The sequence below is a fragment of the Xiashengella succiniciproducens genome (assembly GCF_023674465.1).
GTDB lineage: Bacteria > Bacteroidota > Bacteroidia > Bacteroidales > Marinilabiliaceae > Geofilum > Geofilum succiniciproducens.
In genome coordinates, this window is record NZ_CP098400.1 from 1802967 (window position 1) to 1826814 (window position 23848).

At 43.6% G+C, this 23848-nt stretch carries 23 protein-coding genes; 18 read left to right on the forward strand and 5 right to left on the reverse strand.

The annotated features are described in order from the left end of the window. The first annotated feature begins 60 nt into the window (after window positions 1-60). From M9189_RS07605 to M9189_RS07635, 7 genes are read left to right on the forward strand one after another with little or no spacing between them, the layout of a single operon-like run. A complete protein-coding gene (locus tag M9189_RS07605) occupies window positions 61-927 on the forward strand; it encodes a DUF58 domain-containing protein (protein WP_250722087.1) in 867 nt (288 codons plus the stop codon). Window position 928: 1 nt separating this feature from the next. Then, the gene (locus tag M9189_RS07610) at window positions 929-1972 is read left to right on the forward strand and encodes a hypothetical protein (protein WP_250722088.1); all 1044 of its coding nucleotides are present in this window, start codon (window positions 929-931) and stop codon (window positions 1970-1972) included. Further along, window positions 1972-2961, forward strand: a complete 990-nt coding sequence (locus M9189_RS07615) for a vWA domain-containing protein (RefSeq protein ID WP_250722089.1) — start codon at window positions 1972-1974, stop codon at window positions 2959-2961. The genes M9189_RS07610 and M9189_RS07615 overlap by 1 nt, the downstream gene beginning before the upstream one ends. A gap of 34 nt (window positions 2962-2995) precedes the next feature. After that, on the forward strand, window positions 2996-4045 hold the full coding sequence (locus M9189_RS07620; RefSeq protein WP_250722090.1) for a VWA domain-containing protein: 1050 nt from the start codon (window positions 2996-2998) through the stop codon (window positions 4043-4045). A gap of 16 nt (window positions 4046-4061) precedes the next feature. Continuing rightward, window positions 4062-4757, forward strand: a complete 696-nt coding sequence (locus tag M9189_RS07625; RefSeq protein WP_250722091.1) for a tetratricopeptide repeat protein — start codon at window positions 4062-4064, stop codon at window positions 4755-4757. 27 nt (window positions 4758-4784) lie between these two features. Next, window positions 4785-6614, forward strand: coding sequence for a BatD family protein (locus M9189_RS07630; protein WP_250722092.1), 1830 nt, complete (start codon window positions 4785-4787; stop codon window positions 6612-6614). Window positions 6615-6625: 11 nt separating this feature from the next. Then, window positions 6626-7399, forward strand: coding sequence for a tetratricopeptide repeat protein (locus tag M9189_RS07635; protein WP_250722093.1), 774 nt, complete (start codon window positions 6626-6628; stop codon window positions 7397-7399). Window positions 7400-7560: 161 nt separating this feature from the next. On the opposite strand, the gene htpG is transcribed toward M9189_RS07635, so the two are convergent. The 3 genes from htpG to M9189_RS07650 all read right to left on the reverse strand — a co-directional run bounded on the left by htpG (window position 7561) and on the right by M9189_RS07650 (window position 10771). Beyond that, window positions 7561-9615, reverse strand: coding sequence for a molecular chaperone HtpG (gene htpG / locus M9189_RS07640; RefSeq protein ID WP_250722095.1), 2055 nt, complete (start codon window positions 9613-9615; stop codon window positions 7561-7563). Between the two features lie 134 nt (window positions 9616-9749). Further along, complete coding sequence (locus M9189_RS07645) at window positions 9750-10205, reverse strand: DUF4395 domain-containing protein (RefSeq protein WP_250722096.1); 456 nt, start codon at window positions 10203-10205, stop codon at window positions 9750-9752. A gap of 17 nt (window positions 10206-10222) precedes the next feature. After that, window positions 10223-10771: a DJ-1 family glyoxalase III gene (locus tag M9189_RS07650; protein ID WP_250722097.1), complete on the reverse strand. Its 549-nt coding sequence runs from the start codon at window positions 10769-10771 to the stop codon at window positions 10223-10225. 134 nt (window positions 10772-10905) lie between these two features. Between M9189_RS07650 and M9189_RS07655 the strand changes: the two genes are divergently transcribed. From M9189_RS07655 to M9189_RS07705, 11 genes are read left to right on the forward strand one after another with little or no spacing between them, the layout of a single operon-like run. After that, complete coding sequence (locus tag M9189_RS07655) at window positions 10906-13353, forward strand: AMP-binding protein (RefSeq protein WP_250722099.1); 2448 nt, start codon at window positions 10906-10908, stop codon at window positions 13351-13353. A gap of 48 nt (window positions 13354-13401) precedes the next feature. Next, complete coding sequence (locus M9189_RS07660) at window positions 13402-14097, forward strand: DUF554 domain-containing protein (protein WP_250722100.1); 696 nt, start codon at window positions 13402-13404, stop codon at window positions 14095-14097. 12 nt (window positions 14098-14109) lie between these two features. Beyond that, window positions 14110-15534 carry a RapZ C-terminal domain-containing protein gene (locus M9189_RS07665; RefSeq protein WP_250722105.1) on the forward strand — a complete coding sequence of 475 codons (1425 nt, stop codon included), beginning with the start codon at window positions 14110-14112 and terminating at the stop codon, window positions 15532-15534. Window positions 15535-15589: 55 nt separating this feature from the next. Continuing rightward, entirely contained in the window at window positions 15590-17911 is a 2322-nt protein-coding gene (gene mbhE / locus M9189_RS07670) for a hydrogen gas-evolving membrane-bound hydrogenase subunit E (protein ID WP_250722107.1), read from the forward strand. Beyond that, a complete protein-coding gene (locus M9189_RS07675; RefSeq protein WP_250722109.1) occupies window positions 17908-18336 on the forward strand; it encodes an MnhB domain-containing protein in 429 nt (142 codons plus the stop codon). The genes mbhE and M9189_RS07675 overlap by 4 nt, the downstream gene beginning before the upstream one ends. Further along, the gene (locus M9189_RS07680) at window positions 18324-18677 is read left to right on the forward strand and encodes a Na+/H+ antiporter subunit C (RefSeq protein WP_250722111.1); all 354 of its coding nucleotides are present in this window, start codon (window positions 18324-18326) and stop codon (window positions 18675-18677) included. Before M9189_RS07675 ends, M9189_RS07680 begins: the two co-directional genes overlap by 13 nt. Beyond that, a complete protein-coding gene (locus tag M9189_RS07685) occupies window positions 18674-20164 on the forward strand; it encodes a proton-conducting transporter transmembrane domain-containing protein (RefSeq protein ID WP_250722112.1) in 1491 nt (496 codons plus the stop codon). The genes M9189_RS07680 and M9189_RS07685 overlap by 4 nt, the downstream gene beginning before the upstream one ends. Further along, the gene (locus M9189_RS07690; RefSeq protein WP_250722114.1) at window positions 20145-20504 is read left to right on the forward strand and encodes a Na+/H+ antiporter subunit E; all 360 of its coding nucleotides are present in this window, start codon (window positions 20145-20147) and stop codon (window positions 20502-20504) included. The genes M9189_RS07685 and M9189_RS07690 overlap by 20 nt, the downstream gene beginning before the upstream one ends. A 1-nt stretch (window position 20505) precedes the next feature. Next, window positions 20506-20793: an MrpF/PhaF family protein gene (locus tag M9189_RS07695; RefSeq protein ID WP_250722115.1), complete on the forward strand. Its 288-nt coding sequence runs from the start codon at window positions 20506-20508 to the stop codon at window positions 20791-20793. Continuing rightward, entirely contained in the window at window positions 20786-21106 is a 321-nt protein-coding gene (locus M9189_RS07700) for a cation:proton antiporter (protein WP_250722117.1), read from the forward strand. Before M9189_RS07695 ends, M9189_RS07700 begins: the two co-directional genes overlap by 8 nt. Beyond that, window positions 21081-21863, forward strand: coding sequence for a nucleotidyltransferase family protein (locus M9189_RS07705; RefSeq protein ID WP_250722118.1), 783 nt, complete (start codon window positions 21081-21083; stop codon window positions 21861-21863). The genes M9189_RS07700 and M9189_RS07705 overlap by 26 nt, the downstream gene beginning before the upstream one ends. Before the next feature lie 114 nt (window positions 21864-21977). Here M9189_RS07705 and M9189_RS07710 read toward each other — a convergent pair whose 3' ends face one another. Then, window positions 21978-22190 (reverse strand): hypothetical protein, encoded by a 213-nt coding sequence (locus M9189_RS07710; RefSeq protein ID WP_250722120.1) that lies wholly within the window; start codon window positions 22188-22190, stop codon window positions 21978-21980. A 245-nt stretch (window positions 22191-22435) separates the two neighbouring features. Then, entirely contained in the window at window positions 22436-23812 is a 1377-nt protein-coding gene (locus tag M9189_RS07715; protein ID WP_250722121.1) for an aldehyde dehydrogenase, read from the reverse strand. Window positions 23813-23848 lie beyond the last annotated feature (36 nt).

Genomic DNA, 23848 nt, shown 5'->3' on the forward strand with positions numbered 1-23848 from the left:
GATATTAAGCAAAGTCCCTTACCCAAATGTATTTGTGCTTAATATAATAAACAGAAGACTGTGGAAACTACGGATATCCTGAAACGAGTAAGGCAGATCGAGATCAAGACGAGGGGCTTGTCCAGCAATATCTTTGCCGGTGAGTACCATTCGGCGTTCAAGGGTCGTGGTATGATGTTCAGTGAGGTCCGCGAATACCAGTACGGAGATGATGTAAGGAATATAGACTGGAACGTTACAGCCCGTTTCAACAGACCCTTTGTCAAGGTCTTTGAAGAAGAACGTGAGCTCACCGTAATGCTACTCATCGACGTAAGTGGATCCAGGGAGTTTGGTACTACCTGGAGGACCAAGAAGAACATGATCAGCGAGATGGCTGCCGTTTTGGCATTCTCGGCTATTCAAAACAATGACAAAATAGGTGTTATACTGTTTTCCAACAAGGTAGAGAAGTTCATTCCCCCTAAAAAAGGTAGAAAACACATACTTCACATTATCCGTGAAATGGTGGGATTCGAACCTGAAAACAGAGAAACCGATATAGCCGGGGTATTGCGCTATCTTACTAATGCGATAAAGAAACGCTGTACAGCCTTTGTTATCTCAGACTTCCTCGACACCAATTTTGAGGATGCCCTCAAAATTGCAAACCAAAAACATGATGTCGTTGCCCTCAAAGTATTCGACCCGAGGGAGACGGAGCTACCCAATATCGGCTTTGTTAAGTTCAAAGATGCCGAGACCGGCCAATTGCGCTGGATTAACACATCCAAACGTTCCAACCGCGATGCATACAGCCAGTGGTGGAATGACAACGATGAAAAGGTTAGCACCATGTTTAGAAAATCAGGTGTTGACTCTGTGTCAGTCAGGACTGACGAGGACTATGTAAAGGCCTTGATGGCCCTGTTCAAAAAACGAAGCTGAAATGAGACTAAAAGTTCATAAGTACTTCAACATACTAAGGATCTACATGGTAATGATGCTGCCGGCCTTCAGCACCGGCAGCTATGCCCAGTCCGTCGCAGTGACTGCCAGTCTCGACTCAACGCTGATGTTCATCGGTGGACAGATGCAACTGAAATTCGAGATTGCACAGGACGAGGGACTGAATGTTGCCTTTCCCTTATTTACAGATACAATAGTCAAAGGGGTTGAGATAGTAGAGTCCCACCCTGTGGATACGTCGCTGTTGGACAACAAGCGACTGCTGATCCAAAAATCTTATACAATAACCTCGTTCGACAGCGGTCTGTACTATATTCCGCCTGTTGAACTTGAGTTTATGGAAGGTGAGATACTTCGCAAAGCACAAAGCCAGGCTCTAGCGCTGATGGTCATAAATCCCTTTACCGAGGTAAATCCCGAAGATGGGATCTTTGACCTCAAACAGCCATATAATCTGCCTTTTTCTATCGCAGAACTTAAGAAATATATTAATTGGCTGCTATTATTCTTCCTCCTTCAGGCTATAATAGGTCTTGTCATAGTATATCTGAACCGCAGGGAGAAACCTCTGAAGGAGATCTTTGTAAGGGAAAAACCCAAGGATCCACCTCATGTTATTGCTTTGCGTGAGCTGGACCGGATCAAGAATGAAAAACTCTGGCAGAGTGGTCGTGTAAAGCAGTTCTATTCAGATCTCAGCGATACTCTTCGCAGATATATAGAGGACAGGTATGAGGTGTCAACCATGGAGCAAACCACCGGTGAGATAATGAGGTCAATGAAGAGAATGGAATTGCCAGACGGAAAACTCTATGATAAGTTGGGTAAAGTCCTAGAAACTGCTGACCTGGCCAAGTTTGCCAAGTACGAACCCCTGCCCGACGAGAATGACTTCGCGCTTATTTCTGCCTACTTCTTTGTCAACCAGACCAAGATAGAACCCAAGCCTGACCTAAATGAATTAGAGGCAAAGGACGGAGAACAAGGTGAAGCTGTTGAACAATCAGGTAAAACTGAAAAGTAATGAAGTACACATTCTTATATCCACAATATTTCTGGCTGCTGCTACTGCTGATACCACTAATTGCTTGGTATGTATGGAAACAGCATTCAATAAATCCAACTATTCAGATTAGTACTCTTAAGCTGTTTTCCAGGATTGGCAAGTCACGCAAGATGCTGTTCAGGCACGTACCCTTTGTACTTAGGATGCTGGCCTTGGTCTTTATAATCATAGCACTGGCCAGGCCTCAGAGTACTGACAAATTGCAGAATATGACAACCGAGGGTATTGATATAATGATATCCCTTGATATCTCGGGTAGTATGCAGGCCATGGACTTCAAGCCCAACAGGCTTGAAGCAGCCAAGGAAGTTGCTATTGACTTTATAAATGGCCGTCCAAACGACAGAATGGGACTTGTAATTTTTGCTGCAGAAAGCTTTACGCAGTGCCCCCTCACAGTTGACCATACCGTACTAAGCAACCTATTCAGGGATGTTAGGATCGGGATGCTGGAAGATGGAACTGCTATCGGAATGGGCCTTGCAACAGCAGTCAACAGACTTAAGGATAGCGACTCAAAAAGTAAAGTAATAATCCTTCTGTCTGACGGTGAGAACAATTCAGGAACCATTGCCCCGCTTACTGCTGCCGAGATTGCCAGGACCTTTGGTATCCGTGTTTACACTATTGGTGTGGGAACCATCGGAACAGCTCCTGTACCTATCAATACGGTATTTGGACAACAGATACAGCAGGTCGAAGTAAAGATCGACGAAGCTATGCTGTCTGAGATCGCAAAAATCACAGGCGGACAGTATTTCAGGGCTACCAACAGGGCTGCCCTTGAGAATATATACAAGGAAATTGATGAGATGGAAAAAATCAAAATAGAGGTTCAGGAATATACCCGCTATGCAGAGCACTTTTTACCCTTTGCCCTGATAGCTACATTATTGCTGCTTCTTGAGATTGTGTTGAGAAATACAGTACTTCGCACCCTGCCCTAAAGGCCAGGTTGCTGAAAACTAAAATATTGCAGAGATGTTTAGATTCGGAAACCCGGAATATTTATACCTGCTGCTGATAATACCTATACTGGCCTTTATCCAGTTGTATTTTCAGCTACAAAAGAAGAAGGCACTCAGACGTTTTGGTAATCCGGAACTGCTGGAGCCGCTGATGCCTGATGTGTCTAAGTTCAGGCCTGCTCTGAAATTCTACCTCTTGCTGCTGGCACTGATAGCATTAATATTCACGCTTGCAGCTCCGCAATTTGGTAACAGACTGCAAACAGTGCAACGCAAGGGTATTGAGATTATCGTTGCGCTTGACGTGTCCAACAGTATGAATGCCCAGGACATAGAGCCCAGCAGGCTGGTACGAGCAAAACAAGCTATTTCAAGGCTTACCGACCAACTAGTCAATGACCGCATAGGTCTGATTGTCTTTGCAGGTGATGCCTATACCCAGTTGCCCATCACTTCTGACTATGCCTCGGCCAAGATGTTCCTTTCAAACATCTCGACCGACATAGTTCCCACTCAGGGTACTGCAATAGGTGCCGCTATCAGGCTTGCCATGCGTTCCTTCAGCAATAACGAAGGTATCAATCGTGCAATCATTATTATCACCGACGGCGAAAACCACGAAGATGACGCTATGGCTGAGGCAGCTAAAGCTGCCGAAAATGGCATCCTTGTTTACACAGTTGGTATGGGAACCAACAGAGGGGGCCCTATTCCATTGGGTACCAGTGGCAATTTCCTGCGTGACAGGGATGGCAATGTTGTTATTACCAAGTTAAATGAAGAAATGCTTGCCCAGATTGCAGTTGCCGGAGGCGGTGAATATATAGCTGCAAACAACATCAGGGCCGGTATCAACAATCTGGTCAAGGAGCTTTCCGAACTTGAAAAAGCTGAGTTTGAGTCCAAGGTGTACAGTAGTTACGAAGAGCAGTATCAGTACCTGGCTTTATTTGCCCTGATACTGCTGATTCTCGAATTGCTAATTCTGGAAAGAAAGAACAGATTGCTCAAAAATATTAGTCTGTTTGACACACCTGAACAACCTGAAGAAGGAAAGATCTGATCAAAAACGGTTAAAGATGGGAAACAAAGGATTACATATACTGGTCATACTTCTCCTTATAGCTTTGCCTTGGGGCAAAGCTTCAGCACAGGAAGAAAGGAAATTTGTCCGCAAGGGGATCGAATTGCTTGAAAAAGAGAGTTTTGCCGAAGCTGAGGCAGCCTTCCGCAAGGCACTTGAACTGGAGCCAAAGTCCTTTGAAGCAGGATACAACCTGGCTACTGCCCTTTTCCGTCAGGAAAAATATGAGGAAGCGATAAGGCAGCTTCAAACTACCGAACCAAGGACTGACAATGACAAGCAAAGGCTTGCCAGTCTGTATCACAATATGGGTAACAGTTTCCTCTATGGCGGTAATATTGACGGAGGAATCGAAGCCTATAAGCAATCGTTGCGTAACAATCCGCTCGACGATGAGACTCGTTACAACCTGATTGCTGCTATGAAGATGAAGCAACAACAGGAAGAGCAGCAACAGGATCAACAACAGCAAGAGCAGCAAGAGCAGCAACAACAGCAAGAGGAGCAGGAACAGGAAGAGCAACAGGAGCAACAACAGCAGGAACAACAAGAACAACAGGAATATGAAGGTATAAGTCGCGAGAATGCCGAGCGCCTGTTGGAAGCTCTTGAGCAGAATGAGAAGGATATGATGGATAAAATGAAAAAGCACCAGCAGGCACAACCGGTCAGAACAGATAAAAATTGGTAATTTTACTGAAGATAAACTCTTTGGAAAATGAGGAAACTACTTTTATATATCACCCTGACACTTGTATCATTATCAGGTATCCAGGCCCAGAATGCTGATTTCAAGGCCTCGGCACCAACTACGGTGTTGCAGGGATCAAGATTTCAACTCGTTTATTCTATCAATAAGGAGGCTGGTGACCTAAGGCTTCCCGACATAACTGACTTTCAGATTTTGATGGGACCGTCCACTTCACAAAGTACGGAGGTTCAGTTTATCAACGGATCTGTTACCAGAAATGTCAACTATTCCTTTACCTATGTTCTAAGAGGAGACAAAGTGGGACGTTTTACAATTCCTCCTGCCAGCATAGAGGTTGACGGAAAAAGGATTAGCAGTAACTCTGTTACCATCGAAGTAGTTGAGAGTGACTCGCAAACACAACAACAGCAGCAACAATCTGAAGCACCTGCAGCAGGAACTATCTCGGATGCCGACTTATATATTGTTTCAACAGTCAATAAATCTGAGGTTTGGCAGGATGAGCCCGTCCTTCTTACAACCAAGATCTATACAAAGGTCAACCTTGAAGGCATCTCCGACGTGACACAACCCGAATTACGCAATTTTGTGGTAGAAGAATTGCCAATGCCCAACAATGCTATCCAGTGGGATGTACAGAGTATCAATGGGGTTACTTATCATGTTGGAACTTTCAGTCAAAGAGTAATCTATGCCCAGACACCGGGGACCCATACTGTAGAACCCACTGCTATTGAGTTTTTGATACGTCAGCGTCAATCCCGGCAGTCATACAGTATTTTTGATGACTTCTTTAGCGGTTACCGTACTGTAAAACGTAAAGTGGCGTCAAAACCACTTACCATCAAGGTAAAACCTTTACCCTCTCCCCGACCGGCAAACTTCTCAGGCATAGTGGGTGATGTCACCCTCAAGGTAACTGCATCCAAGACACAGGTTTCAGTCAATGACGGCATTACCCTCAAAGCTGAAATAACTGGTACTGGTAACCACCGTCTTGCCAGAAACCCTGTATTCCAGGTTCCGGCTGACTTCGATGTCTTTGATCCCAATGTTTCAAATAGCATTGTTCAGACATCTCAGGGAGGAAAGGGTACGAGAACGGTAGAGACTCTTATTATTCCCCGTCACTCTGGCAGCTTCGAGATACCTCCCGTAGAGTACAGCTACTTCAATCCTTCTACAGGCCGTTATCACACACTAAAGAGTGAGCCGATTACAATAGAGGTAGCTCGTGGCACAGGTGAGGAAGGACAAAGTCTGGCAGGCACCGGATCTGTCGGTTCTACTCGCGAGAGCCTGAAGCTTTTGGGTAAGGATATACGCTATATCAAGAGCGGAGAAATTGTCCTTAAACCAATGAACACCTTCCTCTTTGGTTCACGTCTCTTTATACTTGCCTATTTAGTACCGTTAATACTCTGTATCGCAATACATATTGTAAATATCAGACGTATCAGGGAGAATGCGGATATTGCAAAGGTTAAAAACAAGAAGGCTAACAAGCTGGCCAAGAGAAGACTCAAAAAATCAGCCGATCTGCTTCGCAAGGGAGATAAGGAAGGCTTCTATGAAGAGATTACAAGGGCTCTCTGGGGCTATCTCAGCGATAAACTGGATATCCCGCGTGCAAACCTGACTAAGGATATAGCCCGTTCAACTATGCTGAACAATGGTGCCGACGAAAATCTTGCAGACGAGTTCCTTTCAATACTCGACACCTGTGAGTTTGCCCGTTACTCACCCACAAGCGACCATAGTGAGCGTGATCATCTCTACAACAAGAGTCTTGATACCATTAGCAAGCTCGAAGAGAGTCTGAAAAAGAGGAAATAATCAGATTAATCATGGGAAGATTGACTATGAACAGTAATATATTCAAAGCATTAGCATTGGCAGCTCTTGTGCTTATATCGGGTCAGGCATGGGCCGACAGCCGTGTCGACAAGGCCAATCAGCACTATGCTGCAGAAGAGTACGAGAATGCAATCCAACTGTATGAGGATGTTCTCAACTCAGGTATGGAAGCTCCGGAACTCTACTATAACCTTGGTAATTGCTACTACAGACAGGGACTGCTTCCTGCAGCCATACTGAATTACGAAAGAGCCTTGCTTCTGGCTCCTCACGATAAGGATATCAGGTACAACCTCGAACTTGCCTACAGCCAGATACCCGATAAGATCGAGCCTCTGGGCGAGATCTTCCTGGCTCAGTGGTTTGCTTCAATTCGCAACACCACCAAGTCTGATACCTGGGCCTGGATCTCTATTGCCAGTTTCTCACTATTCCTGATTTTGCTGCTGGTCTATTTCTTTTCAAAACGCAGTGCATTACGTAAACTAGGTTTCTTCGTCGGGCTCCTGTTTCTGCTCATCTCAACCACTACATTTTTCTTTGCCAAGTATCAGAAGGAAAGGCTGGTAAACAGGAATACTGCAATAGTCTTCTCGCCGTCTGTCACAGTCAGAAGTGCACCTGATGCGGGTAGTACTGAGCTTTTCGTTTTGCACGAAGGCATTAAGGTAAAACTGCTGCAGCAAAACAATAACTGGTACGAAATCCAGATTGAGGATGGAAATGTAGGCTGGATTCATGCAGAACATGTAGAGGTTATCTAAGCCACGCAGTTTTACTGAAAATCAGTGGATTGCAATAGCAAAATGCATCCGTAAAGCAATAGGAAATATAAAAGGACCTGCAGCATCTTTACCCTCCTTGGTAAAGCTTTGCTGCAGGTCCTGTTTTCTACTACCGAGTCCGGCGTTTCCGGATTACATTATCAGATCAGATCAATACTACGTTTTACAAATCTGCTGAGGGCTTCGCCCTTGAGCATATTGTTTGACAGTAGTGCAAGGTCGATAAGCTGTGAAATCAATTTGTTGCCTGAAGCATATTCTTTCAGCAATTCATCCTTCTTGTCCTTCTGCTCCTTTATCTTCTTGCTGACATCTTCAAGCTCTTCCTTTTCAGCCTGGGGGATTTCCTCTTCCTTCTTATCCTTTTTAGCAGCTTCAAGCTCAGCCTTCCTGGACTCAAGTGAACTAATTCTGCTATATACAGACTTCAGCTTTTCACCTAGTTCGCCTTCAACACCCTCAACGATCCTCTTGACCAAGGGGTGGTTGCCATTCACTACAAGGTTGTAGCTGTCGGGCATATCGCCATAGAACATCATACCTCCGCCACCCATAGAGCTCATGTCCTTCATCCGTCTCATAAACTCATTCTGAGTAATAATTACAGGGGAATCATTCTCGGTTAATGCCTCAAAGGAAACAACAAAGTGGGATTTGGAGAGCTGCGGTATTTGTGAAGAAAACAATGTTGTAAGTTCTTCACGTTGCTTGTCGGTCAACTTCAACTCCTGATGCTCTTCCTTCTGAATCAGTTTGTCAACCACATCACTGTCAACCCTGACGAAGCGGCAGTCTTTAAACTTCTGCTCAAGGAAGTTGACAAAGTGAACGTCAAGATGACCGTCCATCATCAGCACATCATAACCCTTGTTCTTTGCTGCTTCAATAAATGAATACTGATCTTCCCTGCTGGTGCTGTACAGATAGACAAGATTGTTGTGTTTGTCAGTCTGATTGGTCTTAATCAGTTCTTTATACTCATCAAATGTAAAATACTTATCATCAGTATTTCTCAGGAGGGCAAACTTTGCAGCCCTATCATAGAATTTCTCATCGGTAAGCATACCATACTCGATAAAGATTCTAAGATCGTTCCACTTGTCTTCAAGTGATTTACGGTCGTTCTTAAAGATCTCTTCAAGACGGTCAGCCACCTTCTTGGTGATATGGCCTGATATCTTTTTGACATTACTGTCACTTTGCAGGTATGAACGTGATACATTTAGCGGTATATCCGGAGAGTCTATCACACCGTGCAGCAAAGTAAGGAACTCAGGGACTATTCCTTCAACCGAGTCGGTCACATAGACCTGGTTACAGTAAAGCTGTATCTTGTTTTTCTGCAGTTCTATATTGCTCTTAATCCTTGGGAAATACAGGATACCAGTAAGTTTGAAAGGATAGTCAACATTGAGATGGATATTAAACAAAGGATCTTCTGACATTGGGTACAGATCCCTGTAAAACTCCATATAGTCTTCTTCTTTAATCTCAGCAGGCTTGCGGGTCCACAGTGGATTTGTCTCATTGATTACATTATCCTTATCTGTCTCAACCTCCTTACCGTCCTTCCATTCCTTCACCTTACCAAAGACAACCGGAATAGGCAGGAAGCGGCAATACTTCCTTAAAAGTTGCCTTATCTCACCCTCTTCAAGGAACTTCTTGTTCTCGTCATCAATATACAGTATTACATCAGTTCCCCTCTCCTTTCTGTCTCCATCCTCTATAGTATATTCAGTAGACCCATCACAGCTCCACTTGACAGCCTTAGCACCTTCTTTGTATGACAAGGTGTTGATTTCCACCTTACTGGAAACCATAAAAGAACTATAAAAACCAAGTCCGAAGTGACCAATTATAGCGTTGGCGTCCTTCTTGTACTTTTCAAGAAACTCATTAGCTCCAGAGAATGCGACCTGGTTGATATATTTATCGATTTCTTCTGCGGTCATACCAATACCGCTGTCACTAATGGTAAGGGTTTTCTTTTTCTGATCCACTGAGACCCTTACTTTCAGTTCACCCGGATCACCCTTAAATTCACCCACACCCGACAGGGTTAAAAGCTTCTGGGTAGCATCTACCGCATTCGACACAAGTTCACGAAGGAAGATCTCATGATCTGAATAGAGGTATTTCTTAATAATTGGAAAAATGTTCTCGGTAGATACACCAATAGTGCCTTTTTGCATATCCTACTCTATTTCAAGGTTCAACAAATAAAAAAATACACAGCCTTTGATTTTCAAAGGCTGTGCCAAATGCTGACATGTGACAAAAGTGCAGCCGTACAGCTATAATGTCAGATAATATTGATAAAAAGTACCTATTCCTTAAATGGTTCCTTGTATGTCAGCTTGTATATATGAGGATAGATATAACAAGCCATACAAAAGCCAAACGCAGCTTCAAGAAATGAGAATAAACCAAGGATTCCGGCACTTACCAGAGCCGCAGTATACAACCTGAAGATGCCCAGCACAATAATAAGAATACATAAGAAGTATCCTATCTTGGCAGCAAACAGCTTAGGCCCTGCATTCTGCATTTTCGGTTTAATGCCAAATGACTTGACGATAAACCTGGACAGCAGTGCCAATGGACTGTATTCAGACATATCATTAGCCCTTAAGGCAAAGTCAATTGCCAAAAACACTATCAGAAACAGGTTATGAATATAAAAGAATAGTAGCAGGATAAGCAATGTAAAAAGGGCATTGAACCTTGCCACAGGAGCATTAATCTGCTGGTCAGATACGGGACATAAAAAACTTAGCTTCATATAAGGGTATTTAGTCATTATTCAACAACCATTTTTTTCTTTAGTTCAAGCATCTCAGCCTCTCCGGAGAGATTTTTTACAATCTCAAGAGAAAACGCCATTGCAGCACCAACACCTTTTCCGGTAATAATCTTACCATCTGTAACTGCCGGACTGTTTACAATAATAGCACCATGCAGGTGTTTTTCATAACCCGGATAACAGGTTGCCTTCTTTCCTTGAAGAAGTCTCATTTCACCCAAAACCATTGGAGCAGCACAAATCGCTGCAACCCACCTGCCATTTTCATAAAACCTTGAAACAAGGTTTTTGACCTTTTCATTTGCAAGGAGGTTGGTTGCACCCGGAATGCCACCGGGAAGCATGATTAAATCTCCGTTTTCTACAGAAACATCATTAAGGAAAGCGTCAGTCTTTACCTCAATATTGTGAGCTCCCTTTACTATAGGCTCGCCGGTAGCAGAGACCAGATACACCTCATAACCAGCCCTTCGCATTACGTCCGCAGGCATAAGTGCCTCAACCTCTTCATAACCCGATGCCAATAAAATATATGCACGTTTCATAGTCTCTAAGGTTTTATTGATTTACCCATACGTAAATATAAGCAACCTCATGTAAATATAAAACTGGTGTAATATCAGCATTTTTTAGTTCGGATATGAATACGTAACTTTGAAACTTTATTTAATGTCAGCGAATGATTAAAAACCACGGTAACAAAAAGGCCATAACTGTGGGTGTCAGTGAGATAAGTTATGGCGAATTGTTTGCCAGGATCGAGCAATTCAGTAAACTAATTGAAGTAGCGGAAGGCGAACGTGTAATAATTTTTTCAGAAAACAGGCCCGGATGGCTCTTTGCTTTCCTCGCAATATGGAATAAGTCAGCTGTACCGGTACCTGTAGATTTTCTTGCGACCGAATCGGAACTCTCCTATATCCTTTCAGACTCACAACCTAGTGCAATATTTGTTTCCAGCGAAAAAAAGCCTCTGCTTGAGAAAGCTATGGCAGCTACAGGAATACTTGCACAGATAGTATTGATAGACAGCGAGGAGCAGACTCAGTGCGGCACATCCAGCCTGGAGTCCCTACCTCCTTACAAAGACGACCAGACTGCAGTAATAATCTATACCTCGGGCACAACAGGTTCACCCAAAGGTGTAATGCTGTCGTATGGCAATCTTATGACCAACCTCGACGGGGTGGTTAGGAAGATTCGTATCTTCCGTGAGGACTCCAGAGTAATGATCCTCTTGCCTCTGCATCATATCTTCCCGCTATTGGGTTCATTCATCGCCCCCTTGCATGCTGGGGGCTCTGTAGCCATCAGTCCTTCGATGACGTCCGAGGACATGATCAACACACTCAACCACAATAAGATTACAATAATTATCGGAGTTCCCCGCCTCTATGAAGCAATTCGCAAAAGTATCAGACTTAAGATAGATCAAAGTCCGGTGGCTAAGGCCCTCTTTGCTTTGGCAGGCAAACTCCAGTCAAAACGATTTTCAAGATTTGTCTTTTCTGCTGTCCACAAAAAATTTGGAGGAAAGGTAGATATCCTGGTAGCCGGTGGTGCAGCACTTGACCCTGAAGTGGGCCAAGACTTCAAAACCCTCGGTTTTGAAGTTCTCGAAGGCTTCGGCATGACCGAGGCGGCCCCGATGATCACCTTTACCCGTCCGGGTAGAGTACGTATCGGTTCAGCTGGAGAAGTCCTTCCGGGAACCGAGATGATGGCCAAAGACGGAGAAATTATTGCCCGTGGGGGCCACATTATGAAGGGTTATTACAACAACCCAGAAGCAACAGCCGAAGTAATCAAGGATGGCTGGCTTTATACTGGTGACCTCGGATATATTGACAAGGATGGATATCTGTATATTACAGGACGTAAGAAGGAGATTATTGTACTAAGCAACGGAAAGAATGTAAATCCTGCCGAACTTGAAGAATACATTGTGCAATCCCCTCTTGTATCCGACTGTGCTGTATTCTTTCATGATGACAGGCTTTGTGCCGTTATAGTACCTGCAATTGAGGATGAAGACCATAAGTTACTTTACCAGAAACTACTTGAAGAGGTTATAGAGCCTCTTAATGTTAAAGTATCGTCATACAAGCGCATAGGAGGTCTCTATATCACATATCGAGAACTGCCCCGAACAAGGCTTGGGAAGTTGCAGCGTTTCAAACTGGAAGAGCTCGTTGAGAAAGACGGCGAAACCGAAGAGGAAGAAAACGATGGTCCTGTTTCCGAGGAACTCAGAATTATTGCTGAGTTTATCTCTGCCGAGAAAGGCAGAAAGGTCAGACCCATGCATCATCTGGAATATGACCTGGCACTTGACTCACTCGACCGTGTAGGTCTGCAGGTCTTCTTAAGTCAGAACTTCGGTGTAAAAATAGAAACATCTGAGATATTGCGCTTTCAAACTGTAGCAAATCTTGCCGAGCATGTTGCTGCTACCAAAACAAGATTGGAAGAAGGCAGAACGGATTGGTCAGCAATATTGCGTGAGAAAGTTCAGTTCAAACTGCCGGAATCATGGATCCCAACAAGGCTTGCTATGCGTCTTTCAAGATATGTGTTCAAGCTTTACTTCAGATACAGGACAAGGGGTCTTGATAACATTCCGGATGAACCCTGTATTATTGCATCCAACCACCAGAGCTTCTTCGATGGTTTGTTTGTTGCTTCTTTACTGCGAACAGCCCAGATAGGCAAGACTTACTTCTACGCTAAGGCCAAGCATGCTGATAAACCAATATTCAAATTCCTTGCACAAAGAACCAATGTGATAGTGGTTGACCTCAACAACAACCTCAAGGAATCCATTCAGAAGCTTGCCGAGGTACTGCGTTTGCGCAAGAATATATTGATCTTCCCTGAGGGTACCAGATCAGCTAACGGAAACATAGGACAGTTTAAGAAGACCTTTGCCATACTAAGCAGAGAGCTCAACATCCCTGTAGTTCCCGTTGCTATAAAGGGTGCCTCAGATGCACTGCCCAAAGGCAGTATCTTTCCCAGACCTCTGAAAAAAGTCCAGGTAGAGTTTCTTGAACCATTATATCCAGAAAACTACACCTACGATCAAATTGCCAATATTGTACGAAACAGGATCATCGAAACAATGTAAATACGCAAAAACATCTTATTTTTGTGGGGAAGCCACAAAAATCCTTAGATGATCGGAACGCTAGTCAATGCAACCACGATAATAATCGGAGGTTCAATAGGTATCGCCTTTAAGAAAAGATTGCCTCAAAAGACCATAGACCTGGTATTTCAGGGTCTCGGCCTTGTAACCCTTTGTATAGGAATATCTATGTTCCTTGACAACAGCTCCCTCATCGTAGTGGTTCTTTCAGTGCTTGCTGGTTGTGTAACCGGTATGACCTTACGTGTTGGTGAACGGATAGACAAGGCATCGGCTAGGCTCAAGCGACGTTTCTCAAGCAACAGCGAAAACTTCACCGAAGGCCTAATTACTGCATTTCTGCTATACTGCATAGGAGCGATGACTATTATGGGCTCCATCAATGAAGGCCTGGGTAAGGGTCCCGAAATACTTATTACCAAAGCCATAATCGACGGATTTGCAGCTGTTGCATTGGCTTCAGCATTGGGTGTAGGGGTATTATTCTCATCAATACCGCTGATTTTATTTCAGGGCAGTATCACTCTGCTTGCCTTCGTATTTGGCGACTTGTTCAACGAAGCCATTATCAACGACCTTTCAGCCACAGGAGGAGTACTCCTTGCAGGAATAGGATTCAACTTACTGAGACTATTAAAAATAGAGGTAAGCAATATGTTGCCCGCTATTTTATATGCTATCTTGTTTTCATATATCAATACCCTGCTGACTGCAGCAGTTTAAAGAGTTGTGCAATTGGAACAGACAGTAAAAGAAAGGTTATTGGCTCTATATGAGCAATGGGCAGGAGAATCCGTTGGTGCGATAAGCGAACTGCCTCCATCAGGTTCTGACCGCAGATACTTTCGTATCAGCTCTCCTAATGCCAAGGCATTAGGAGCTATCAACAAGGATCTGAGAGAAAACATGGCTTTTATTGAATTCAGCCGTTTTTTCAAATCCAGAGGGCTTAGAGTTCCCGAGATTTATGCGGTTGATGCCGATATGGACTGTTATCTGCTTGAAGATTTCGGTGGCACCACACTTTTCGAACTACTGTCCACCCGACGCAAGGATAAAGAGATACCCGAAGATATAGAAGCTCTCTACAGGGAGAGCATCATACAGCTTCTGAGCTTTCAAACAGAGGGAAGGGAACTGGATTTTTCGCACTGCTATCCCCGCGCAAGATTTGATAAACAGTCAATGATGTGGGATTTGCACTACTTCAAATATTATTTTCTGAAACTGGCACGCATCAGCTTTGATGAGCAGTTGCTCGAGGATGACTTCAACCGCTTCAGTGACTTCCTACTCAAAAGCGATAGCACCTACTTTATGTACCGTGATTTCCAGAGCAGGAATATCATGGTTACGGATGGAGGTCTGGCCTTTATTGATTATCAGGGTGGACGTCGCGGAGCCCTTCAATATGACCTGGCTTCATTGCTGTATGATGCCAAGGCTGACCTGCCTCAGGAGCTGAGGGAGGAACTGCTGGAGCATTATCTGGAACTCCTTACTCCTGCTACAGGAATTTCCCGTGTCCAATTTATGGAGACCTATCACGCTTATGTCCTTATCCGGATTATGCAAGCCATGGGCGCTTACGGATTCAGAGGCTTCTACGAAAAGAAGCAGCACTTCCTGAGAAGCATTCCCTATGCCCTGACAAACCTAAAGCACCTGTTGTCAACCTGCAATGAATTCAAATACTTCCCCATGCTCTACAAGGTATTGTGTGACCTGTGTGAGAACCAGGCCTTGCTTGAGATTTCAGCCGAGCAGGACCTGACCGTAAGTATTTGCAGTTTTTCATTCAAGAGGGGTATCCCCGTTGACAACAGTGGCAATGGAGGTGGCTTTGTATTCGACTGCCGTGCATTGAGTAATCCTGGACGTTATGCAGAATATAGTACACTTACAGGTAAAGACCCAGAGGTTATTGACTTCCTTCAAAAAGCACCAGAGGTACATAGCTTCCTGGAGAATATTTATAGCATTGTGGATCAATCAGTTGAAAACTATTTAGGCAGGGGCTTTAAACACCTTATGGTTAGTTTCGGTTGTACTGGTGGAAGGCACCGTTCTGTATACTGCGCAGAGCGACTGGCAGAACATCTCAGGAGTAAGTACAGAATAAGGATAAACCTGAAGCATCTTGAACAGGATAACCATTGACAATAAGGCATAAAACTATTAAAATACAAATGAACAAAGGAAAAGACGGCTGTTGATGGGAAACACATTGACGATATTAGTAGGATTATTGTTCGCGGCCTCAGTTGTGACGCCTTACCTTTATTCCATCCTGAAAAAAAAGACCGGACTCTTCCTTTCCCTGTTCCCATTCCTGATCTTTATTACCCTTGTCATTGAGGCCATGCAAATGGCACCTCATGAAGGTCACATTCTGGCAACCAATATTAGGTTTTTTCCAGGCATGGATGTAGCATTCAGAATTGATGGTCTTACGGTTATCTTTGGACTACTTATCAGTGGTATTGGAACGCTGGTCCTGCTCTATTCTTCGGTGTATATGTCTGATTACGAGCGACAGGGGCATTACTATACCTATATGATGTTCTTTATGGTGTCAATGCTTGGAATGGTGTTTTCAGACAACCTCATTCTGATGTTCATGTTTTGGGAACTTACAAGCATTGCATCATTCTTCCTTATAGGCTTCGATCATCACCTTGAGAAATCCAGACAAGCTGCCTTGCAGGCTCTTTTGATAACAGGCTTCGGAGGACTATGCCTGCTATTTGCTGTAATACTGATAGGTAATATAACAGGGACCTATGCGATAAGTGAACTCCTGGAACAGCATATGCACGTCGGCAATCACTCAAGATATTTTTTGATACTCAACCTGGTGATACTTGCAGCAATTACCAAGTCTGCCCAGTTTCCCTTCCACTTCTGGCTGCCCGGAGCTATGGCAGCACCAACACCAGTAAGTGCCTATCTTCACAGTGCCACCATGGTAAATGCCGGAATCTTCCTGCTGATGCGTATGTATCCGGTGATGGGCGGTACCGTGTTGTGGAAGTATTCGTTGTTGCTCACAGGAGGTATTACAATGTTTCTCGGAGCTTTCTTCTCTATGGGTCAGAAGGACCTAAAGCGAATACTTGCCTTTACAACAATCAGTGCATTAGGCACTATGACCCTGCTTGTGGGACTTGACTCCAGTGCTTCTCTAAGAGCCGCTCTGATATTCTTCATAGTACACGGACTCTACAAAGGGGGCTTGTTTATGTCGGCAGGTATAATTGAGAAAACCACAGGGACAAAAGATATTGACAAATTGCACGGATTATTTATGGTGCTTCCGGTAACTGCAGTGATGACCCTGCTTGCACTTATCTCTATGGCAGGGCTACCTCCTATGCTTGGCTTTATCGGTAAGGAACTTATTTATGAGGCAAAGATGCAGTTGGCTGACGTATCATGGATTGTATTGCCACTCAGTGTAGGGGCCAATATTATGTTGGTCGCGGTAGCGATCAACATATTCAGACAGGTCTTTCTTCCAAAAAAGGGAATGCCGGATCTAGCAGTCAGATACACAGAAAAGAACCTTTCAATAGCCCTGCTTGCCGGACCGGTAGTGCTTGCTCTGTTTGGGATATTTTTGGGGCTTTTTCCAAAAAACATTGATATCATAGTGAGTAATGCCCTCTATTTTATGGGCAATATCCAGTATAAAACAACTCTCTCTCTCTGGCATGGTTACAATGATGTATTACAGGTAAGCATATTTACAGTAATTGCAGGAGTTTTGGTCTTTATATTCCGTAAACCGGTGATCAGGTTTATCACCATACTGATTAACTGGTTTAATATCTACCACCTGCCTACCCTGTTTACCAAGACTATCAATAACTATCTGGCTGGGGCAGCAAGAACCACCAACCGTATTCAGCACGGATACCATAGATATTATCTCATTACCTTCTTCCTGGTTGCAATGACTCTGGTTGCTATACAACTTATCAGAATGATGCATGTGGAAACAGAGGTAGCCCCCTCTCCTATCAAGATTCACGTGCTGATGCTGCTGATTTTATCTTCACTGGCAATATTCTTCGCTGTGTTTACACGCTCGCGTCTGTCTGCAATTATTGCACTTGGGGTTACAGGTTATGGAATTGGTTTGCTGTACCTATACTATGGAGCGGTAGACCTTGCAATTACCCAGTTTCTGTCGGAAACAGTACTGATGGCAATCTTTGTACTCGTAATATATTACCTCCCTGAGTTTGCTATACTATCCGACCGTCGCACCAGGATACGTGATATCATTATCTCGTCAGGAGTAGGTATCCTTGTAACCCTTGTAGTCTTAAGTGCCCATTTTCTGCAAACTGATGAGCCAATATCCCGTTTTTATGCAGAAAATGCTTATACATTGGGACATGGCCGCAACATTGTAAATGTGATACTTGTTGATTTCAGAGCACTGGATACTCTAGGAGAGGTAACGGTTCTTACACTTGCTGCTGCAGGGGTATATTCACTATTCAGGTTCCAGATAAAGAAAAAAATATGAATACTACAATACTGGAGAAGACAGCAAGACTTTTTTTATGGATTGTTGCAGTACTCTCGGTGATCCTTCTGCTGCGGGGTCATAATCTTCCGGGGGGTGGCTTTATCGCAGGTATTGTATTATCTGTCGGATTCATATTTTATGGAATTGTATTCGGCTCTCATGCTATACAGAAGATTATTAAATACAACAGTCGCACATGGATGGGAATAGGCCTGTTACTGGTACTGATATCTGCCATAATTCCAGTATTGGCAGGTAGTGAAGTAATGACAGGAACTTGGCTTATAATTTCACTTCCCTTGATGGGAGAGATTCATCTGGGCACACCACTGTTGTTTGATACTGGAATATTTGTAACAGTCGCAGGCCTGATCTTGTCAGTAATAATTTCAATAATAGAGGTTTTAGAGTGGAATACCTGATAGCCATATTCATAGGATTATTGTACGGATGCGGAGTCTTCCTGGTGCTTCGCCGCAGTCTTGTAAAAGTCATTCTTGGCATTTTCCTGCTGAGCAATGCCACCAACCTTATTATTTTCCTGTCAGGTGGAATTACCCGAGGCGGAACACCAATTATTGAGGAAGGAGCAGAAGCTGCTGATATTGCCACTATATCAGATCCCATTCCTCAGGCACTAATACTAACTGCAATAGTTATCGGACTAGGTATGTCGGCCTATATCCTGGCTCTTAAGTACAGGTATTTTGATGTGACGGGAACCCATGATCTGGATCAACTAAAAAATACTGACCAGAAATGATCCTATTCACACTTATATTACTACCATTCACATACCTGATGTTGAGTCTGCTCATCACCAACACTCAGGTCAAGAAGCTGCTTGCCCTGATCTTTGCCACAGTAAATCTGGCCTGGGTAGTAATGGTTTTGGTTAGAGTCAGCACTGAGGAGATGCTTGTTGTAAACATGGGCTCCTGGCCGGCTCCATACGGCATCACCCTTGCAGCCGACCGTTTTAGTGCATTTATGCTGGTCATTGCGGCCTTTGTCTTTTTGCTTGTAAGCTACTACTCCAGTCAGTCAATTGACAGGGAAAGACGCAATAATGGACATTTCTTCTATTCCTTTGGTATCCTGATGGGTGTCAATGGCAGCTTCATTGCCGGTGATATATTCAACCTCTATGTATGGTTTGAAGTAATGCTTATCTCCTCCTTTATCCTGATGGGACTGGGAGGAGAACGCAAACAGCTTGAAGGCTCAATAAAATACCTGATCCTTAACCTGATTGGCTCCATGTTCTTCCTTGCCGGTATTGGCTTGCTCTATGGCAAGGTGGGGACACTCAATATGGCTGATATTGCATCAAGGATATCATTAGCAGGGGACAACTTTGCTGCGCTAAACCCTGCATTGATATTAATAGTTGTAGGTTTTTCGATTAAAGGAGCCTTGTTTCCGTTCTTTTTCTGGTTACCTGCATCCTACCACACCCCTCCTCCGGCAGTTACGGCTCTGTTTGCCGGACTGCTTACCAAGGTAGGCATATACTCGCTAATCAGAATCTTTACATTATTCCTGTTTCATGACTATGCATTCTGGAGTAATGTAGTATTCTGGATGGGAGGATTGTCAATGGTTGTAGGTGTCATTGCAGCTTCTGCACAGATGGAGCTGCGCAAAATTCTTGCGTTTCACATAATCAGCCAGTCAGGTTATATGGCAATAGCGCTCGGTTTCTTCACGGAAGCCGGGATTGCAGCAGCAATCTTTTTTACCGCACACAATATGCTGTCCAAGACCAATGCCTTTCTGGTAGCAGGCTGGGTGCACCGTGAAAGGGGCACCCTCAACCTCAAGATTCTTGGCGACATGTTTCAACGCAGTCCGCTTTGGGGTGTGCTGTTCTTTATCTCGGCATTCAGTCTTGCAGGACTTCCTCCATTAAGCGGCTTTTTCGGTAAATTTATGGTACTGAAAGCTGGTGTTGAGTCCAGACATATTCTGATTTCGATGGTAGCCCTTTTTGTAGGTCTGATAACCTTGTTTTCGATGGTAAAGATATGGCTGGAGGTTTTTTGGAAACTACCACCTTCGGAAAAGGTAAGAACCATGACCTACAAGGTCAAACCATCTGGTCGTATGCTAGCTGCTTCAACAATAATGGCCTGCGCCATTATTGCCATGGGACTCTGTGCCAACAGCATCGGCAATTATTGCACACTTGCAGCTCGTGATTTGTTGAACCCCCAAAAGTATATAAGCTATGTCCTTGAAAATAAATAGCCGTACCCTTGCACATTTCCCGGTAAGGCTCTTTTATCTGGGTCTGGCTTTCGTGTACTTTTGTTATGAGATAATCAAATCGGGTCTGGTTATTGCCAAACTGATAATTAGCGGCTCCAGGGGCGACGGTGGGTGTATAATTACCTACCATTGCCGACTTGAGAAACACTGGCAGAAGCTTCTGCTCTTCAATATGATAAGCATGACACCCGGAACTCTGGGTGTTGATGTGGATAATGATGGTAGTATCTTTGTTATCCATCTGTTGAACGTAGATGACAAGGACCATTTTTTCAAGCAGGCAAGGATCTTTGAAAATTTACTAAGTAAAGCACTTTGAGATGAGTCCGGAAACCTTCCTTGAATATTCGGCAGTTGGAGCCATCTGTATTATGACAGTTAGCATGATTTTTCCTCTGCTCAGGCTGTTTAGAGGTCCATCCCTGCCCGACAGGGTGGTGGCCCTTGACCAGATTGCAATAATCATTGTGTGTATAATAATCTGCGACACCATTTATTCAGGGATGAGCTCAGGACTTGATGTAGCGTTGGTAGTATCGCTGCTATTGGTTATCGGTTCGATGATAATTGCAAGATTTTTACATAAGAGGAGGTCTGACAATGATTGAATATATTACCGGTACTTTGCTGATTTGCACTGCTGTGATTGTCTTTTGCGCATCAGTGGGGATACTGCGCTTCAACAACCTGTATGCACGCATGCATGTAGTCACCAAGGTTTCCTCATTTGGAGTGCTGCTACTGCTGATTGCAATCAATATTTATGAAAGAAATATGGTGACCTTAATCAAAACCCTGTTAATATTTCACGTATTAGTATTTCTGTCGCCAATAGCAGCTCACGTAACAGCTAAGGTGGCTCGTTGGCTTTATCCGGATATTTTTTCAACCTATAATGGAAGCGAGGAACATGAACCTTAATGCAATGATCTTTGCAGCCGGTGTGGGTTCGCGTCTCAAGCCCTATACCGACACAACTCCAAAGGCTCTAGTAAAAGTTGGAGGCCACACCTTATTGGAAATTGCGTTAAAGAAAATGGCCGGCCTTGGCATTAAAAGGGTTGTAATAAATGTACATCACTTTGCCGACCAGATAAAGGACTTCCTATACGACTATGCCAGTCCCGGTATGGAGATCCTGCTGTCGGACGAAAGTTCACAACTCCTGGATACAGGAGGGGGACTACTCAATGCTATGGATTTGTTTGAGCACAATGCCGACATCCTTCTTTACAATGTTGACATAATAACTAATGCTCCTTTGCATTCTTTGATTGAAGAGCACAATAGAAATAGCAGCCTTGCAACTCTATTGATACAGGATCGCAAAGCCTCGCGTTATCTGCTCTTTGATGACAATATGCAACTCTGCGGATGGCATAACCCATCAACTGGTGATGAAGTACGGGTTGAGGGCAGGGATGCAGCAGGAAAGGCCTATGGCTTTGGTGGAATACAGGTTGTCAGGAATGAGATTATTGGGCAGCTCAGAACTGATCAGGCCTGTTTTCCAATAATTCCTGAATACCTGCGCTTGGCAGCAAACCATAAAATCACGGGTTGGCAGATTGACAAAAAAAATATTTGGTTTGATATAGGCTCTCCTGAAAAACTGAGGAAAGCTGAGGAATTTTTCCACAATAACACTGCAGATATTGTAGAAACAATCCTGAAATAGTTGTAATTCTTTGAAGAAGATTTAGGCTGCAGAGAAGTAATACAATGAAAAAGGGTGCCTCACATCAATGAGACACCCTTTATCTTTTTAACAGAAATCTGTTTCACCAGAAGATTATTCTGCAGCTTCTTCTACTGCATCAGCAGCTTCTTCAACTGCATCTTCTACAGCTTCAGCAGCTTCTTCAATAGCTTCTGTAGCTTCTTGAGCTTGTTCTTCAACAGCTTCGATTACTGGTTCAACAGCTTCCTCTTGTTTTGCTTGGTTTCCAGCACATCCTGCGAAGATAAATGCAGCACATACAGCAATAGCAAATAACTTTTTCATGATACTAAAATGTTAAAGTTTGGTTAATTAATGTAAGCATTCGTCAACAAAAGTAATAAACGATTTGGAAAATCCAAATAAAATCCTATGATTTAGAAGTTTCCACCTCTCCTTTGCTTTCTGTTTGCCAATTCATTAGTCGTAACGACATATATCCAGCAAAAATAAAACCAAAAGGTTTTTCAATAATTAAATCGAACATAAAAAGGCATACTGTCGATGCCTGAAGCGACAATTTGACATTATTACCTCATCAGAAACCTTATAAGACGGAGCTTTGCCTTAGTATAAGGAGGATACTTAAGCGGTGGTTCAAAGCGAAAGCTGTTCCTGTAAATACTCTTGAAGTGTGAGAAGGTATCAAATCCGGTCTTTCCATGATAACTACCAATGCCACTTAATCCAACCCCACCAAAGGGGAGATTACTATTAGACAGGTGCATAACACTGTCATTGATCGCCCCACCTCCGAAGGACACCTCTTTGATCAGCTTTTTGACAATCTTCCTGTTATTGGTATAGACATAGGCAGAAAGAGGTTTGGGACGGTCTTTAACGGCTTTTATAGCCACATCAATATCTTCGAAGGCAATAACAGGCAGTACTGGTCCAAAAATCTCCTCTTTCATCACCTCATCGTCAAAGGACACATTGTACATTACTGTGGGACTGATAAACCTTATCTCGGCTTTTCTTGTTCCTCCGCAATACACGTCACCACTATCTATCAGTTTTGACAAACGCTCAAAATGTCTGTCATTTATAATCTGAGTGTAGTTTTCCGTCAGACTGCATTCTTTATAATACCTCTTTATCTCACTCTTGATGGCTTCAAGCAGTACTCCTTCGACTGACTTTTCAACAAGGATATAATCGGGTGCCACACAGGTCTGGCCGGCGTTTAGGAACTTAGCCCAGACAAGCCTTTTAGCAGTCAAACGGATATTGGCATCACGGAAAACAAAGGCTGGACTCTTTCCGCCCAACTCAAGAGTTACCGGAGTAAGGTGCTCTGCAGCTGCCTTATAAATAATACGCCCCACCGTAGTACTTCCGGTAAAGAATATCTTATCGAAGCGGTGATTTAGAAGTTGGCTTGACACATCAGCAGCACCTTCAATCACATGGAAATAATCATCAGGGAAGTTACTATTAATCATAGCTGCCAGTATCCTGGAACTCTCAGCCGACTGTTCACCGGGCTTTAGTATCACCGTATTCCCGGCAGCCAGTGCAGAAATTGCGGGTACCAGACAAAGTTGAAGGGGATAGTTCCATGCCCCAATCACCAGGGCCGTACCCAATGGCTCGGGATAGATATAGGATTTTGCAGGAAAATGAAGCAGGGATGATGCTACCTTACGGGGTTTACACCACTCTTTAAGGTATTTGAGAGCAAGGTTTATTTCATGGTAAACCATTGACAGTTCAGTCATGAAAGTATCAAATTCCGATTTTGCAAAATCGGAATAGACAGCCATGTACATAGCTGCTTCATTCTTTTTGATCACCTTCTTAAGAGTATTCAGCTGCTCAAGCCTGAACTTTACATCCTTTGTCCGGTTTGATTCGAACAGCTCCCTTTGCTTTTGGATAATACTAGCGATACTTTCCTTTTCCATAAGATTGAACTGTCGCCCTCCTTTCAAGGCCCTATG